We start from the raw sequence: 15,219 nt of genomic DNA on the forward strand, positions 1-15,219 counted from the left end.
CAGCTACTAAGTTGTTACAATGTCCGGCCAACTTGAACGAGCGGCTGCTAAATCGGCCAGAGAAACATAATTAATGAAAACCAGAGATAGAAGGCACGGTGTCGTACTGGTACACACCGGCGAAGGTAAGGGTAAGTCCTCAAGTGCGTTTGGCATGGTATTCCGCGCCGCCGGGTGGGGCATGAAGGTCTGCGTGATTCAATTCATCAAAGGCCAGTGGCAAACCGGCGAGCAACGGGCGGCGACGCGATTCGAAGAAATCGAGTGGCATGCCTTGGGCGATGGTTTTACCTGGGATACCAAGAATCCGGAACAAGATATTAAAACCAGCCGGGAAATTTGGGAGTTTGCTAAACAAAAAATTCTCTCCGAAGAGTTTGATTTGGTGATCCTCGACGAAATCAATTACTGCTGCGGCTATGGTTGGATCAGCGGCCAGGAAATCGCCGATTTCATCAAAAACGATAAACCCACCTGGCTACACTTGGTGATGACCGGCCGCAATGCGGCACCGGAAGTCATCGAAGCAGCAGACACGGTCACCGAGATGACCCGAATCAAACATGCTTTTGCCGCCGGCATCAAAGCCGAGCAGGGCGTGGAATTTTAAGCTGAAAAAAAACCGGGCTTCTGGCAGAATTGCCGGTTTTTAATCCAGGCACCAATACCACTATGCGACAAGCAAAAAAACTTATCGAACAGTACTATCAAGCATTCAACAGCGGCGACATGGATACCTTTCTGAGCTTGTTGACCGACGATGTGGTACATGACATCAACCAGGGCGACCGCGAGCAAGGCAAGGCTGCTTTCGCTGAGTTCATGAAAAAAATGAATCACCACTACAAAGAACAGTTGGTGGATATGGTGATCATGGCTAACGAGGACGGCACCCGCGGCGCAGCGGAGTTTGTGGTATTGGGCGAATATCTGAATACCGACGAAGGTCTGCCGGAAGCCAATGGTCAAACCTATCGCTTGCCGGCCGGCGCGTTTTTCGATATTCGCGACGGTAAAGTCGCGCGCATCACCAACTACTATAATTTAGGCGATTGGATTGCGCAGGTGGATCCGCAGTAAGGCTTTTGTCAGGCGCATTGCCGATACCGGTCGATTGGCATAGAATCCGAAGGGTAACAATTCGGATTCGCCGAAAAAATAACTACAAAACAGAGGAGAGCAACAATGGGTGAAACACAGAAATTGATGATCGCTGTGGTGGGGGTGTTTGTAGCCGGTTTTATCTTGGTGGGTGTCAGCAAGGATCAATCCAACGAGGAAAAAGAGGCCGCTGCGCAAATCCGCACGTTGGTAGCCATGCAGGAAATGGCTAACCAAAAATGTCCGAAGTTGATCGAAAACAAAACCGGTACCCAAGTGTATTTCCCGTCCAAAACCGATACCGATAAAACGACCTATGTCACGATGGAATGGGTAGGCGAGAAAGACTCTAACTTCAAAACCGCATCCTGTACCCTGCATTTGGCATTGGGAGGCGTGTCGAAGCTGGTTATCGATGATAAGGTTTTGATTGACAAGAAATTTTAATCAAAGGCGGCGTTTTGCGCGATAGCTGGAAACGCCGTCTTGTCTCCCATTGATCGGTTAGCGGTGAAAGATTTCGTTAGCCGATTTGTCAGTGCTTTTATGAATATCGACGCCGGGTGTGGTCGTCGTCTTCTTCGCAAATTAACCATCCAAACAGAACCGGCAATACCGTCTGCCGTTTGCCAGGCACGTTGGCTGGTAAAACAGCTAACGCATCGTAGTAGCGGATGCCAGGTTTACCGGGAATCGCAAAGTCAGGCGGCGTAATCGATCAAAAGCGCCCAGGCCGGGTTTTATGTTTTCGGGATTTTTCAGACAAAATACACAAAAATAATAATTAACTAGAGGTGAAAAGATGGCGGATACGACCATCCTGAAAGGTGTTTTAAAAACCTGGAAAGACGATAGAGGTTTTGGCTTTATTCAGCCGGATAACGGCGACAAAGATATTTTTGTACATATTTCCTCTTTAAAAGGCATGGCCCGCCGTCCGGTGCGCGGCGATGTGTTGTTTTATGAAGTCGCCCGTGATACCGGCGGTAAATTGAAAGCAGTGAATGCGCGCATCGAAGGTGTGCCTTACGAGCAAAAATCCGGTAAGCCTAAACTGTGGGTATGGTTGCTGGCGGCGGCACTTGCTCTAATAAGCGGGGCAGTAGCGGCTTATTTCTTCTAGCGCGCCGAAAAGCTGTCATCGGTAGCAGATATTATTGACCGAGATTTTTCAACCAAACGAGTAAAACATGGACTGGCTACACTATTTGACCGACATTCTGCTGCACATCGATAAACATTTGGCCAATATCATCAGCGACTATGGCACGCTGACCTATGCCATTTTGTTTTTGGTGATTTTTGTCGAGACGGGTTTCGTGGTGATGCCGTTTTTGCCCGGTGACTCCCTGTTGTTTGCCGCCGGTGCCTTCGTGGCGATGGATGCTTTCAATCTGCCGATATTGCTCGGCGTCTTGGGAGCTGCGGCGGTGCTGGGCGATACCGTCAACTATTGGATAGGTCGCAGCATTGGTCAACGCGCCTATTCGCTCAGTTGGGTAAACCGCGAACATCTTGAACGCGCCCAGGCGTTCTACGATACCTACGGCGGTAAAACTATCGTACTGGCGCGCTTTGTGCCTATCGTGCGAACCTTTGCGCCGTTCGTGGCGGGGATAGGGAAAATGCCTTACAGCACTTTCATTTTGTATAACATTATCGGCGGAGTGGCATGGGTGTTGATTTGCGTGTTTGCCGGCTATTTCTTCGGCAATATTCCGTTGGTGAAGAAAAACTTTGAGTTAGTGGTGTTAGGCATCGTGCTGATTTCGGTCTTGCCGATAGTGCTGGAAGTTTGGAAAGCCCGTAAACAAGCCAAGCAATAAGGTCGCATGATGGTAGAGATGAACGATTCGCAAAAATGGTTTGTACTGGCCTTTATACTGGCTTTCGGCGGCCTATTGTATGTGTTGGCGCCGGTGCTGATGCCTTTTGCGTTTGCGGCCATTCTCGCTTACCTCGGCGATCCAGTTGTGGATAGGCTGGAAACTTTGCAATTCCGTGGTTGGCGTTTAAATCGGACGCTGGCAGTCATGGTGGTGTTTTCCGGTATCATTTTTTCAATAGCGGCGCTGCTGATCGTCATCATTCCTGCCCTGGAATATCAAATCAGCGAATTCATCGACAAACTGCCGTCTTATTTAAACTGGATAAACAAATCGGTCGTGCCGGTTTTGCAAAAATATCTGGGACGCACGATTAGACCGTTGCGCGAAGATCAATTGATTAATCTGATCAAGAGTCATTGGCAAGACGGCGACGGCGTTGCCGAGAACCTGATTCAATCGGTCTCCCATTCCGGTGCGGTGATCGTTGGTTGGGTGATGAATCTGGTGTTGATTCCGGTGATTACCTTCTATTTACTGCGCGATTGGGACGACTTAGTGGCGCGGATCCACGATTTGTTTCCACGCCGCGTTGCCGGTACTGTCGCCAAACTGGCCGGCGAGGCCGACGTGGTGTTGGGTGCTTTCATGCGCGGCCAGTTTTATGTGATGCTGGCGCTTGGCGTGATTTACAGCGTCGGCTTGTGGTTGGTGGATCTGGAACTGGCCCTGGTGATCGGTATGCTGGCTGGTTTGGTCAGTTTCGTACCGTATATGGGGGCCATCACCGGTATCGTCTTTGCCTGCATCGCGGCCTTGCTACAATTTCAGGATGCGATGCATTTATTGCCGGTGTTGATCGTTTTTGCGGTGGGTCAGAGTATGGAAGGCATGCTGTTGACGCCGTGGTTGGTCGGAAACAAAATCGGTTTACATCCCGTAGCAGTGATGTTTGCTGTACTGGCGGGTGGTCAGCTGTTCGGGTTTTTAGGCGTCTTGTTGGCCTTGCCGGTGGCGTCGGTGATTATGGTGCTGTTGCGGCATATCCATGAGCGTTATACCTTTAGCGGTTTTTACAGCAAAGGTTAGTGTTCACTATGCGCAATGCGTCGTTATTTACGGCATTATTGCTAGTTTCGACATTGGTGTTTGCGACCGATAGCCGCAGAGAGCAGGACTTTGCTGCGGCTATTCAGCAACAATTGTCCATGGGGCAGGCGATTTGGTTGAAATCCGCCGACAAAACTTTTCTGGCGCTCTTCACGGAAGCCGAAAAGACCGACAACAGCCAAGTGGCAATCGTACTGCACGATATGGGCGAACATCCCGATGCCAAGCCCTTGATCCATCGCTTGCGAACCACGTTGCCGATGCATAATTGGGCTACGCTTGCCTTACAAATGCCTATCAGGGAAAGCAGCGCCCAGGCTGAAGAGTATTACCCTCTGTTTGAGGAGGCGCGTGGACGCATTGATGCGGCTGTGGAACATCTGCTGAAAAACGGTGCGAAACATATCGCGATTGTCGGCTACGGCATGGGCGCTTTGATGGCCGCATCCCGCCTTGCCGATAAACCCAATGACGTGGCGGCGCTGGTATCGATTAGTTTGCCGGTGCCGCAAACGACTGCAACACAGGCGCAAAGTCTGGATTTGATTAAAAAAGTGCAATTGCCTTTTTTGGATGTCTATGCCGAGTTTGATTTACCGGCAGTGCTCGATAGCGCCCGGCAACGGCGTATGGCCGGTAAAGATAATCCGGTGTATCGGCAAATAAGAATGGATGGCGAGGATCACGGCTATCAACAAGATTACGAATTGCTTGTAAAGCGCGTATACAGTTGGCTGACCACGACGGTCAGCCAAGATTAATAATTATTACAAAGGGTGCAACACATGCTTTTAACCGACGAATTGGTCGCGGAAATTAAATTTTTATCCTTGTTCAATCTGGAGTCCGTACAAGAAGGTGTCAAGGTGCATGGCAATGCCGATCCGGTGTTGATTGCTGCGGCGCAACGGCTATTCGACAAAGGTTTGGTCACACAACATGACGGCGGGTATTTGACCGACCTGGGTATAGAAGTGGCGGAACACGCCCAACGGATGCTGACGATATTGCAGTCTAACTAACGACGATTCAAAGGCCTAGGCCCAGCTCGAACAACCATTTCAAAGAGACGTAAAAAATCAGGACTATGAGCAGGCTATAGCCGAGAAATCGGATGGGCTTGTTCAGATTGTGGCGGAAAAAGCCTTGGTATTCGCCTTGCGCCTTCAATTGCCGGTACAGTGCGCGTTGGTTTAGGGCGCGTTCTTGTTGGTATTCGTTGAATAATTGTCTGGCTTTATCGACGTCATCGCGTTGATAAAGCCAGATAGCCGGCATGGAAATGCCCCAGTTGCCTGCTGACGTTTCGTAAAATTCAATATCGTTGTCGGCCAGTAACTGCCGAACATCGTCCGCTTCGTCCGTGGGTACGCCTCTTAGCGAGAAAAATAAAATCGTCATAGCCAGCCGCATGGTGTAAGAAGCGCAAATTATAAATCAATAAGCGTGCATCGAGCGCCGGGCAAACTCTTCAGAATGAATCATCCCAGCCCATTTCCACTGCCCGCTCAGACCTCTATTGTTTTGCTGGAGGATGCTGGAGCAAACCCAAGTGCAGATAGTTTGCAAGGCGTGCTGCGCGCGCAGGATTTTCGCTGTGCGGTGGCGTCGAGTGCGGAAGAGGTGATGGAGCTGCTGACAAATGCGCCGGTGGATTTACTGATTATTGCCTGTCGAGATTGGCCTTGGCGGCAGGTTGCCGATATGCGCGATGCGGCCGACTCCTACCTGCCTATCATATTGATTGCCGATGATTTAACCGACACGCTGCTGGACCATTGCGCCGCTGTTGAGATCGACGCTGTCATTTGTCGACCGGTCAATCAGCATTTATTGCTGTTAAAAATACGGTCGTCGTTAAAACTGCGCATGTTGTATCAGCACGAGCACGCGCAAAAAACGCTGCTGCTCGATTATTGGCAGACTTCCGACCTGGAACATGAAGTCGCGGCCAAACTGTTCAATGACGTGTTAAAAGCCGACTTTCTGGAAACTGAAGCCGTGGAAGTGGTGATGTCGCCGATGGCCTTGTTTAACGGCGATTTGGTGTTGATTGCCAAAACCCCGGAAAATCATTTGCATGTGCTGTTGGGCGATTTTACCGGCCACGGTTTGTCGGCATCGATAGCCGCTACGCCGCTGGCGGACATTTTCTATGGCATGACGCGGAAAGGTTTCGATATTAACGAAATCGTTACCGAAATTAACGCCAAACTGTATCGGGTGTTGCCGGCCAACCGCTTTTTGGCGGCGACGGTGGTGGCGCTGTATCCCGAGTCGTCGTCGATGAAAAGCATTACCTGCGGGCTACCCGAGCATTTTTTAGTCAATCATGCCGACAACAGTTTTTTGGCGATACGCTCTTTGAATATTCCGCTGGGTATTCAGCCTTCGATTGACATCGAAGAGCAACTGCATCGGGTAAGCGAGAGTCAGTGTTTATATCTGCTCACGGATGGTATTTTTGAGGCGGAAAATGCTGAAGGTGAGCTTTTCGGCGGGGAACGCATTCTTAATGCTATCCGGCAAAGTAAATCCGACGCCATCAAAAATTTGCAGGCCAGCCTTGAAGCACACACCGGCGGTGCGATTCAGAAAGATGACAATACCCTGGTTATTTTGAGCTGTGCGGTCGATAGCGTGCCCTGGGGGCGGCGAGAAATCCGGCTTCCCCGGCAGCGGGTCGCCGCGACGACCTGGAAGCAGGTACTGGAATTTGACATCGATAGTTTGCGCCTGATCAATCCGGTGCCGGTCATGGTCAACACCGTCATGGAAATCCAGGGTTTACAGAATTATCGCCAGGATATTTTCATGATAGTCAGTGAATTGTTCGCGAATGCGCTGGACCATGGCGTGCTGGGCTTGGATTCGGCTCTGAAGAGCAGTCCGGAGGGCTTTATGCGCTTTTATGCGATGAAGGACGAACGCTTGCAACAGCTCCAGCGCGGCAAAATCCGCTTATCGTTTATCCATCATGCGACCGAGTACGGTGGCCGCTTGATCGTTAAAGTCGTCGATAGCGGCAACGGCTTCGATTGGCGACGGCGCATCGGTTTGCGGAAGAGTGATGAGGCTTACTGCGGCCGCGGCATTATCATGCTGGAGACTTTATGCAGCAGCCTGAGCTACCACGGTTGCGGCAATCGCGTAACCGCGGTTTTCGATTGGCGGCATTAACGGGCTTAGTGTTGGCAATTGCGGCAATAGTAGCTGGCGCGTTGGCCGATTTTGAGTTGCTGAATTGGTTCCTCGCAGCGCAGGCAGGCTTGTCCGCCACGACCGTACACATTTAACGATTGTTTGAAATAACCGGGTTTGCCCTCGGCATTGCTAAAGTCGCGCAACGTGGTGCCGCCTTTATCGATGGCTTGTTGCAATACGGTTTTGATCGCCGCCACCAACGCTTCGCACGCCGGCGTATCCAGTTCTCCGGCGCAGCGCATCGGCTGTACGCCTGCTAAGAACAAGGCTTCGCTGGCATAAATATTCCCCACGCCCACCACGACATGGCTGTCCATAATCAATGATTTGATCGGCACCGCGCGGTTTACCGCCCGCTGCCGCAAATAGTTAGCGTCGAATGCCGCGGAGAGCGGTTCAGGCCCCAGCGTGGCCAGCAAGGGATGCAACATCGGATCTTCGGCAGTCCACAAGGCCGCGCCGAAGCGCCGCTGATCGTTAAAGCGCAGTACCGTATCGTCGGCAAAAATGAAGTCGATGTGGTCGTGCTTGCGCAGCGTTTGCTCGGGTGTGGTGATGCGCAGATTCCCCGACATGCCCAGATGCAGGATCAGCGTGCCGCGCCCCGTACCGAGTAATAAATATTTGCCGCGCCGTTCGACAGCGTCCAGACGCTGGCCCGGCAAATCGATGGTCAGGGACTCGGGAACCGGCCAACGCAACTGCGGGTGACGCACAATCACGGCTTTAAAGGTTTTGCCGGTAATATGCGGGGCGATGCCGCGCCGACTGGTTTCAACCTCGGGTAATTCCGGCATGATTGCTCAGATTTGGGTGAGTAGAAACTTGGCTTCGTCCTGGATTTTTTTGCGGAAGAACAATAACTTCCAACGGCTGCCGCCGCATTGCCGCCACAATAAAGTGGCGCGAATGCCTGCCAACAGCAAAGCGCGAATTTTGTTTACAGTACTTTGATTACCCAGATATTGCTGGTCGCCTTGTACCATGATTCGTGGCTGCAGGGTACTGATCGTGCTGTGATACACGTCGGCCAGATTGGCCAGCACATTTTCATGCAGTATGCCGAAATGTTCGGCTTGAGCCTGGGCCTTACTGACACCAGCCTGTATGGTGTTTTGCATATCCGGCTGCTTGATCAGTTGTTTTTGCAAATAGACGATCTGCGCGGCGTAACGGGCTTGCTCCGGGCTGGCCAGCACCCGGCTGCCGAGTTGCGTCGTAAGCTGTTGTAAGCCGTGTTCGACACCGATCAAGCCGCCGTAGACATCGACCACGCTGTCTGCGTCGATTTTCAGCAGACTGGCGATGCTGGCTTCCAGCGCCGCGTTTGGGCAAGTGCCGGTGCCGGCAAGCTGATGCACCAAGGAGCAGGCCTGGGCGATGCCGGCCAGCGCGATGGTTTGGTTACTGAGCGTGTTCAGGGACATATTACTTACAAGCTGTAGTCAAACAATCGGCTTTAACCGGGTGGCCGTCTTTGATCCATGACTGGATACCATTGGATAAATGATAGACATTTTTCATGCCCAGTTGCTCGGTGAGGATTTGGCCGATCTTGCCGCTACGATTCCCGGAACGACAGACCAAAATAACGGGTTGGTCCGGCGACGATTTCAGTTTTTCCAGGTTGGCTAACCATTTCTCTTGGTCGAAGTGGCCGTTGCTGTCAAACGATTCCAGTTTCTGGCTGTTGGCGATGACGCCGGTGGCTTGCCATTCCGGCGCGGTACGTACATCCACGACCAGCGCATTGTGGTTTTGCTGCATGCTTAGCAGTTGTTCCGCCGTGACCACGCCTAGTTCGGTGGCGTAAAGATGGGCCGCGAACAGACAGCCTAGCCAGAATAAAGTCAGTCTCAATTTCATGATGATGTCGGTAGGGTAGATGGCTCAAGCTGCCAAGAAAGGTAAAATGCGCGTCGCCCACCAATCTATGCTCTCCAGATAGATGTTGGCGATACGCTCGGGATTTATATCACGAAAGGTGCTAAGGCCCGGCTCCCAGCGCTCGTAGGCGATGCAGAATTGTAACGCTTCGCCGGCGTTGCCGCGATATTTCAAAATGGCATCGTCGACATCTTCCGCCAGCGGCAATTGTTCCAATACTTTGGTCGCCGGCATGTCCAGCAAGCTGTCCAAACCCGACAGCATACCAATTAAAAAATAATGCTCCTGATCGTCTTTAAGTTCTCGCGCTATCAATTCGCACATTTTGGCGCGGATCAGCACGTTTTGCAGCACCGAGGACGGTTTGCCGGACATAGACGATAAGGCCAGAATATTGACCCAGCGCTTGATCTCGACCAGCCCCAGGCAGGCAATGGCATGCTGAATGGATTCTATTTTTTGCGGGAGGCTAAAAAATGCGGAATTTAAATAATGCAGCAACTTAAAACTCATCCCGACGTCTTGCGAGATAATCTTGCCTATTTCCGCGAAACTGGCATCCGCTTTATTCACGGTGGACAACAATTGGATGGCTGCCGTTTGGCTGACCCCTAACCGCTTGCCCTCCACGATATTCGGTTTGCTGAAGAAAAACCCTTGAAACAGCTCGCAGCCCCATTCGCGCAAGGTTTCAAATTCCTGATGTGTTTCGACTTTTTCCGCCAGCAATTTGAGTTTGTAGGGTTTTAGCTGTTCGATCAGTTGCCGGGTGCCCTCCAGGCCGTCGGCCATCACATCCAGCTTGATAATGTCGGCAAATTCCAGCAAGGGCAGCCACTCCGGTGACAAGACGAAGTCGTCCAGAGCGATGGTGTAGCCCAGTTGCGATAATTCTTTCAGGTTGGCGACGATGTTGTCATCGATAGCCACGCTTTCCAGCACTTCAATGACGATGCGCTCTTTGGGCAAATGCAGCGGCGTTTTGTCGAGTATGTTTTGCGTGGTGAAATTAATGAAGGCTTTGTGCGGGCCGACCAGTTCGTTCAGGCCGATTTCCAACAGCGTATCGGTGATGACTTGATTAGTGGCGTTGGCGGCACCATCTTTCAAACTGAGATCGAAATCCTTGCCTCTGAATAAAATCTCGTAGGCGAAAGTGTCCAGATGGCGGTCCAGGATTTGCTGTCTGCCAATCAGAAAATCTGTCATTTATTTACGGGCTCCCGATCATTGCACTATCATGAGAATAGGTCGCGCCTTATACCATGTTCAAATAGTTTAAGTCGAGAATGGCCGGCCAGTCTCAATTTCAATCATATGGAGATTTATATGTCCGAATCAGCGTCATTGACAGTAAGCGGTATGAAATGCGGCGGTTGCGAGAACAGCATCGTCAGTAAAGTGTCGGCCATCGCCGGTGTGGTAACGGTGCAGGCTTCGCACAAAGACAAGCGGGTTGAAGTCGAATTTGATCCGGCGCAAACCGACTTGGATGAAATCGAAGACGTTATCACCGACGCCGGTTTCAAGGTCGAATAAAGCCCGCATCGGCGGCCGTCCGCTTTTGGGCGCAGATCAAAACGGTATTACTCGGGAATCCTCATCATGACTTTAGAGCAATCGACTAATCAGCAACAGGAAATACGCCTTTCCATACTCGGCATGCGTTGCGCCGGTTGCGTCAGCGCGGTGGAAACAGCCTTGCAATCGGTACCGGGGGTCGAGTCCGTTGCCGTCAATTTTGCCGATCACTCCGCCACTGTCGGCGGCAATCCGGACCATCAAGCCATGAAGCAGGCCTTGAAATCCGCCGGCTACGATGCGGCGGTGATGGAAGGGTTGGAAGACCCGAGCGAAGAGGAAAAGCAGGAAGAAGAGCGTTATCGCGATTTGCTGCGCAAGGCAGGCGTGGCCGGTGTATTGGGCCTGCCCTTAATGGCGGGCGCGCATCTGGACTTGTTTCCGGCGATGGGTAGTGCCGCCGGCACGGTGTTTTGGTCCGAAGTGGCCTTGCTGACGCTGGCGGTGATGTTTTATTCCGGCGGACATTTTTTTCATAGCGCGCTTAAATTGCTGCTGGTCAAGCAGGCCAATATGGATACCTTGATCGCGCTGGGTACCGGCTCGGCGTGGTTGTACTCCTGTATCGTCATTGATTACTCCGGCCAGCTGCCTTCACTGTCCGCTCATGCCTACTTCGAGGCCTCGGCGGTGATCTTGGCGTTCATCAATCTGGGCAGTGCGCTGGAAACTCGGGCGCGGGGTAAAACCTCGGCGGCGATACGCGCGCTGATCGGTTTGCAACCCCGTACCGCTCGGGTGGTGCGAGAGGGACAAGAGATCGATATTCCTATTGAGCAAGTCGGTCTTGGTGAAACCTTGCGGGTTAGACCCGGCGAAAAAATCGCCGTGGACGGTGTGGTGTTGGAAGGACATTCCACTATCGACGAATCCATGCTGACCGGCGAATCGATGCCGGTTGAGAAAATGGAAGGTGCCAGTGTCGCCGCCGGCACCATCAATCAGCAAGGCAGTTTTTTATTTAGCGCGACCCGCATTGGCCGCGATACCGCTTTGGCGCAGATTATTCAAAGCGTGCGGCAAGCGCAGAACAGCAAACCGGCGATTGCCAAACTGGCGGACAAGATTTCCGCGGTATTTGTCCCCACCGTGGTGGGCATATCGGTACTGACTTTTTTAATCTGGTTGAGTATTGGCCCAGACCCGGCTCTGGGTTATGCGTTTGTCACATCGATGACGGTGTTGGTAATTGCTTGCCCGTGCGCATTGGGTTTGGCTACGCCGATTTCGGTGATGGTCGCGGTCGGTCGTGCCGCGCAAATCGGTATATTGATCCGCAAAGGCGAAGCCTTGCAAAGCGCCGGCAAGTTGACTTGCCTGATTCTGGATAAGACCGGCACCGTCACTGCCGGTAAGCCCAGTCTGGCTGAAGTGATCGCTTTTGGCGATGTCGACGAAGTCCAGGTGTTGCAGTATGCCGCCAGTCTGGAATCGGGGTCCGAACATCCCTTGGCCGCAGCGATACTGGCGGCTGCCGAACAAAAACAGCTTAAGTTGGAGAAGGTCAGAAAATTTCAGGCCGTGGCCGGGCACGGTATCGCCGGCCGCATCGCGGATCGGCAATGTTTGTTCGGCAATGCCGCGTTGCTAGCGGAACATGGCATCGACGATAGCAAGCATCGCGATAAAATGGCCGAGTTGGCGGCAAAAGGCCAGACACCAATGTTTTTGGCCGTCGAAAATTCGGTGGTTGGCATCGTGTCGGTCGCAGACCCGATTAAACCCGATTCCGCCGCAGCGGTACGGCAATTACGGAAGCAGGGTATCCGCGTGCTGATGGTGACGGGCGACAACGAGATCACCGCGCAAGCGATAGCGGCGCAAGCCGGAATCAGCGAAGTCCGAGCGCAAGTCTTGCCACAAGACAAAGCCGCCGTGGTAAAAGCCTTGCAACAGCAAGGCGAAATTGTCGGCATGGTCGGTGACGGTATCAACGACGCGCCGGCCCTGGCGCAAGCGGATGTCGGTTTTGCGATTGGCACCGGCACCGACGTGGCTATCGAAAGCGCCGACATTGTGTTGCTGCAAGGCTCCTTATTGAAGGTGTCCGAGGCAATGGCGCTGTCGACATTGACGGTTGCCAATATCAAGCAAAACCTGTTGGGTGCATTTTTCTACAACACTATCGGCATTCCGGTCGCGGCCGGTTTGCTGTATCCGTTATTTGGCTTGTTACTCAACCCAATGATTGCCGGCGCGGCCATGGCCATGTCATCGGTCACGGTCGTCAGTAACGCCAATCGTTTGCGCTGGATTAAGCTGGATGTTCAGTAGGGGCGAAGAATGAATAGCGTGCCTAAAGCGTCGGTACAAACCTTCAGTATCGCCGACTATACGGGATGGCCGGACGACGAGCGCTGGGAGTTAATCGACGGCGTTCCTTACAATATGAGTCCCGCACCCAGCATCAAACATCAGACGGTTGCTGGACGTGTTTTTAGCCGGATGGAACAATTTTTAAAAGGTAAGCCCTGCAAGCCTTTCATCGCCCCTGTGGACGTCATTCTCTCCGAGCATGACGTGGTGCAACCGGATTTGTTAGTGGTCTGCAACCCGGAAAAGATCGGCGAAAAAGCCATACACGGGGCGCCGGATTTGGTGGTAGAGGTTTTATCCCCCAGCACGGCGCTGAAGGATATGCGGGAAAAAAAAGCGCTCTACGAGCGTGCCGGCGTGAGGGAATATGTGGTCATCGACCCGTTGGAAAATTATGTTCAGCGTTTTTTTCTGGGCGCAGACGGTCGCTATGCCAATGCCGACGTTTTTGGGGTTGAGGAAGATTTGCCCCTGTTGAGTTTGTCGGAGTTGATTTTGCCCTTGGCGGAGGTTTTTGAGTTGTAAGGCGCTATTGGCTTGCAGGCAAACCGAATAGCGCGCTGGGTGGCTTATAGTTTGAATTGGGAAATCGTGGTGTGTAAATTACCGGCGATTTTTTGCAAATGATGGGCTTCTTGCGCGGTTTGCTCGGCGTCCTTCGAGTTGTTGATGGTGACGTCATTAATCGAATTGATGTTTTGATTAATGTGCTCGACGACGATTTTTTGTTCTTTCACCGCGTCGGAAATATGCGTATTCATCGTGGAAATTTGCGCCACCATGCTTGAGATATTATCCAGCAACTCGCCGGTACTTTCGATGACTTCAACGGTCTCCTTAGCCTGATTTCGGCTTTCCGACATGGCTTTCACCGCTTCCCGCGAGCCTTGCTGCAAGCGCTCTATCATCGCTTGAATTTCATGCGTGGAATCCTGGGTTCGGCTGGCCAGTGTCCGCACCTCGTCCGCCACTACCGCAAAACCACGGCCTTGTTCGCCGGCTCTGGCGGCCTCAATCGCCGCATTGAGCGCCAATAAATTAGTCTGATCGGCGATGCTCTGAATCACATCCAGCACCGAGCTGACATTCACGCAGTTTTGCTCGACATTACCGATTACGGTGCTGGCCCTGTCGATATTGTTAGACAGCGCATGAATCGATTGCACCGTATTGGTCACCACCGCCTTGCCGTGGTTGGCGGCCACGCTGCTTTTCTGCGCCGTTTGCGCGGCGTTAGCCGTGTTGTTGGACACTTCCGTCACTGTCGCGGATAGTTCCGTTACCGTTGCCGCGACCTGATCCGTGCCCATCTGCTGTTTCAAAATATCCTCTTGTACCCGCTCGGACATTTGGCTCAAGCGGTTCGAGGCAGTGTTCAACTGTTTGGATTCCGTCGCCACTTGCCGCATCAGGCTATGTAACACGCTTAAAAATTCGTTGAACTGGGTGACGATAATGCCGACTTCGTCATTGCCTTCGTGCGGAATGCGCCGGGTCAAATCGCCGCCGCCCTGTCTAAGCAGATACAGCGATTTTTGCAGCTCGGTCAGTGGCGGCTCTATTTTGAAATAAAGCATGCTCAAACAGACCGTCACAAACAGTAGCAACCCGATGGAAAACGCAATACGCGATAGGCTGTAATCGTGCAAAGACGAACTTAATTGTTGTTTGGCGAGGGCAAGCTCCCGATCAAGTTGCTCGGTAATTCTGATTAATTCTTCGGTCAGCGTGGCAGCTGTGTCGTCAAGACCTGAGCCCGGCGCCTTCATGGTAACGGTGCCCGCCTCGGTGCCCAACTTAATGTAATCCCAAGCCATCTTTACGCCGGCATCGTGCATTACTTGAATTTTCCGCTTCAATGTTTCGACTTGCGCGTGCAATGCCGGGTGAGATTGTTCGGCTTTGTCCAGATTTAACAATGCGGCGTCCAGGTTTTCTTTGGCTTCGGCAAAGCCGCCATCATCATGCGTCGCGCCGACGTCGGTCAGAAATTGTTGAATCTGCACGACATGAAAACGCACATGAGACAAATAGTCCGAGGTGTTTTGTTTTTGCGCTGCTGCTTGCAAGTTGTCGTCTATGGACTGAAATGCATGCCACAGCGACAACACAAACAGCAGATTGGCAAATGCCAAAGCGGAAGCAATTAAGATCAGCGAAGATTTGATTGAGATATTTTTAAACATGAGGTTTT

Annotated in this window: 18 protein-coding genes; 12 read left to right on the forward strand and 6 right to left on the reverse strand. The window is 52.1% G+C overall.

The genetic code is table 11. From position 1 onward, the window contains the following. The first annotated feature begins 73 nt into the window (after window positions 1-73). The 8 genes from cobO to CWO84_RS21405 all read left to right on the forward strand — a co-directional run bounded on the left by cobO (window position 74) and on the right by CWO84_RS21405 (window position 5,059). The gene (gene cobO, locus CWO84_RS21370) at window positions 74-610 is read left to right on the forward strand and encodes a cob(I)yrinic acid a,c-diamide adenosyltransferase (RefSeq protein ID WP_033155417.1); all 537 of its coding nucleotides are present in this window, start codon (window positions 74-76) and stop codon (window positions 608-610) included. Between the two features lie 62 nt (window positions 611-672). Then, window positions 673-1,080 carry a ketosteroid isomerase-related protein gene (locus CWO84_RS21375; protein ID WP_101055115.1) on the forward strand — a complete coding sequence of 136 codons (408 nt, stop codon included), beginning with the start codon at window positions 673-675 and terminating at the stop codon, window positions 1,078-1,080. Window positions 1,081-1,185: 105 nt separating this feature from the next. Continuing rightward, on the forward strand, window positions 1,186-1,548 hold the full coding sequence (locus tag CWO84_RS21380) for a hypothetical protein (RefSeq protein WP_033155415.1): 363 nt from the start codon (window positions 1,186-1,188) through the stop codon (window positions 1,546-1,548). Between the two features lie 355 nt (window positions 1,549-1,903). Beyond that, window positions 1,904-2,224 carry a cold shock domain-containing protein gene (locus CWO84_RS21385; RefSeq protein WP_051669653.1) on the forward strand — a complete coding sequence of 107 codons (321 nt, stop codon included), beginning with the start codon at window positions 1,904-1,906 and terminating at the stop codon, window positions 2,222-2,224. A 67-nt stretch (window positions 2,225-2,291) separates the two neighbouring features. Then, window positions 2,292-2,927 carry a DedA family protein gene (locus CWO84_RS21390; RefSeq protein WP_101055117.1) on the forward strand — a complete coding sequence of 212 codons (636 nt, stop codon included), beginning with the start codon at window positions 2,292-2,294 and terminating at the stop codon, window positions 2,925-2,927. 18 nt (window positions 2,928-2,945) lie between these two features. Next, the gene (locus CWO84_RS21395; protein WP_033155782.1) at window positions 2,946-4,016 is read left to right on the forward strand and encodes an AI-2E family transporter; all 1,071 of its coding nucleotides are present in this window, start codon (window positions 2,946-2,948) and stop codon (window positions 4,014-4,016) included. An 8-nt stretch (window positions 4,017-4,024) separates the two neighbouring features. Next, window positions 4,025-4,798: a DUF3530 family protein gene (locus tag CWO84_RS21400; protein WP_033155413.1), complete on the forward strand. Its 774-nt coding sequence runs from the start codon at window positions 4,025-4,027 to the stop codon at window positions 4,796-4,798. 24 nt (window positions 4,799-4,822) lie between these two features. After that, a complete protein-coding gene (locus CWO84_RS21405; RefSeq protein ID WP_033155412.1) occupies window positions 4,823-5,059 on the forward strand; it encodes a TIGR02647 family protein in 237 nt (78 codons plus the stop codon). Between the two features lie 7 nt (window positions 5,060-5,066). Here CWO84_RS21405 and CWO84_RS21410 read toward each other — a convergent pair whose 3' ends face one another. After that, window positions 5,067-5,438, reverse strand: coding sequence for a DUF6164 family protein (locus CWO84_RS21410; RefSeq protein WP_033155411.1), 372 nt, complete (start codon window positions 5,436-5,438; stop codon window positions 5,067-5,069). A 75-nt stretch (window positions 5,439-5,513) separates the two neighbouring features. On the opposite strand from CWO84_RS21410, the gene CWO84_RS21415 reads away from it, so the two are divergent. Continuing rightward, window positions 5,514-7,217 carry a fused response regulator/phosphatase gene (locus tag CWO84_RS21415; protein WP_101055119.1) on the forward strand — a complete coding sequence of 568 codons (1,704 nt, stop codon included), beginning with the start codon at window positions 5,514-5,516 and terminating at the stop codon, window positions 7,215-7,217. A gap of 5 nt (window positions 7,218-7,222) precedes the next feature. On the opposite strand, the gene mutM is transcribed toward CWO84_RS21415, so the two are convergent. From mutM to CWO84_RS21435, 4 genes are read right to left on the reverse strand one after another with little or no spacing between them, the layout of a single operon-like run. Beyond that, the gene (gene mutM, locus CWO84_RS21420; RefSeq protein WP_033155409.1) at window positions 7,223-8,038 is read right to left on the reverse strand and encodes a bifunctional DNA-formamidopyrimidine glycosylase/DNA-(apurinic or apyrimidinic site) lyase; all 816 of its coding nucleotides are present in this window, start codon (window positions 8,036-8,038) and stop codon (window positions 7,223-7,225) included. A gap of 6 nt (window positions 8,039-8,044) precedes the next feature. Beyond that, window positions 8,045-8,668 carry a high frequency lysogenization protein HflD gene (gene hflD, locus CWO84_RS21425; RefSeq protein ID WP_020485443.1) on the reverse strand — a complete coding sequence of 208 codons (624 nt, stop codon included), beginning with the start codon at window positions 8,666-8,668 and terminating at the stop codon, window positions 8,045-8,047. 1 nt (window position 8,669) lies between these two features. Continuing rightward, the gene (locus tag CWO84_RS21430) at window positions 8,670-9,107 is read right to left on the reverse strand and encodes a rhodanese-like domain-containing protein (protein WP_033155408.1); all 438 of its coding nucleotides are present in this window, start codon (window positions 9,105-9,107) and stop codon (window positions 8,670-8,672) included. A 24-nt stretch (window positions 9,108-9,131) separates the two neighbouring features. Continuing rightward, complete coding sequence (locus CWO84_RS21435; RefSeq protein ID WP_020485445.1) at window positions 9,132-10,337, reverse strand: HDOD domain-containing protein; 1,206 nt, start codon at window positions 10,335-10,337, stop codon at window positions 9,132-9,134. Between the two features lie 120 nt (window positions 10,338-10,457). Here CWO84_RS21435 and CWO84_RS21440 point away from each other — a divergent pair, with 120 nt between their 5' ends. The 3 genes from CWO84_RS21440 to CWO84_RS21450 all read left to right on the forward strand — a co-directional run bounded on the left by CWO84_RS21440 (window position 10,458) and on the right by CWO84_RS21450 (window position 13,550). Beyond that, on the forward strand, window positions 10,458-10,667 hold the full coding sequence (locus CWO84_RS21440; protein WP_033155407.1) for a heavy-metal-associated domain-containing protein: 210 nt from the start codon (window positions 10,458-10,460) through the stop codon (window positions 10,665-10,667). A gap of 66 nt (window positions 10,668-10,733) precedes the next feature. Then, window positions 10,734-12,983: a heavy metal translocating P-type ATPase gene (locus tag CWO84_RS21445; RefSeq protein ID WP_101055122.1), complete on the forward strand. Its 2,250-nt coding sequence runs from the start codon at window positions 10,734-10,736 to the stop codon at window positions 12,981-12,983. 9 nt (window positions 12,984-12,992) lie between these two features. Then, a complete protein-coding gene (locus CWO84_RS21450; RefSeq protein WP_101055124.1) occupies window positions 12,993-13,550 on the forward strand; it encodes a Uma2 family endonuclease in 558 nt (185 codons plus the stop codon). Between the two features lie 44 nt (window positions 13,551-13,594). Here CWO84_RS21450 and CWO84_RS21455 read toward each other — a convergent pair whose 3' ends face one another. Continuing rightward, window positions 13,595-15,211, reverse strand: coding sequence for a methyl-accepting chemotaxis protein (locus CWO84_RS21455; RefSeq protein WP_101055126.1), 1,617 nt, complete (start codon window positions 15,209-15,211; stop codon window positions 13,595-13,597). Between the last annotated feature and the right edge of the window lie 8 nt (window positions 15,212-15,219).

Origin of the sequence: Methylomonas sp. Kb3 (genome assembly GCF_002834115.1) — a bacterium.
Lineage (GTDB): Bacteria > Pseudomonadota > Gammaproteobacteria > Methylococcales > Methylomonadaceae > Methylomonas > Methylomonas defluvii.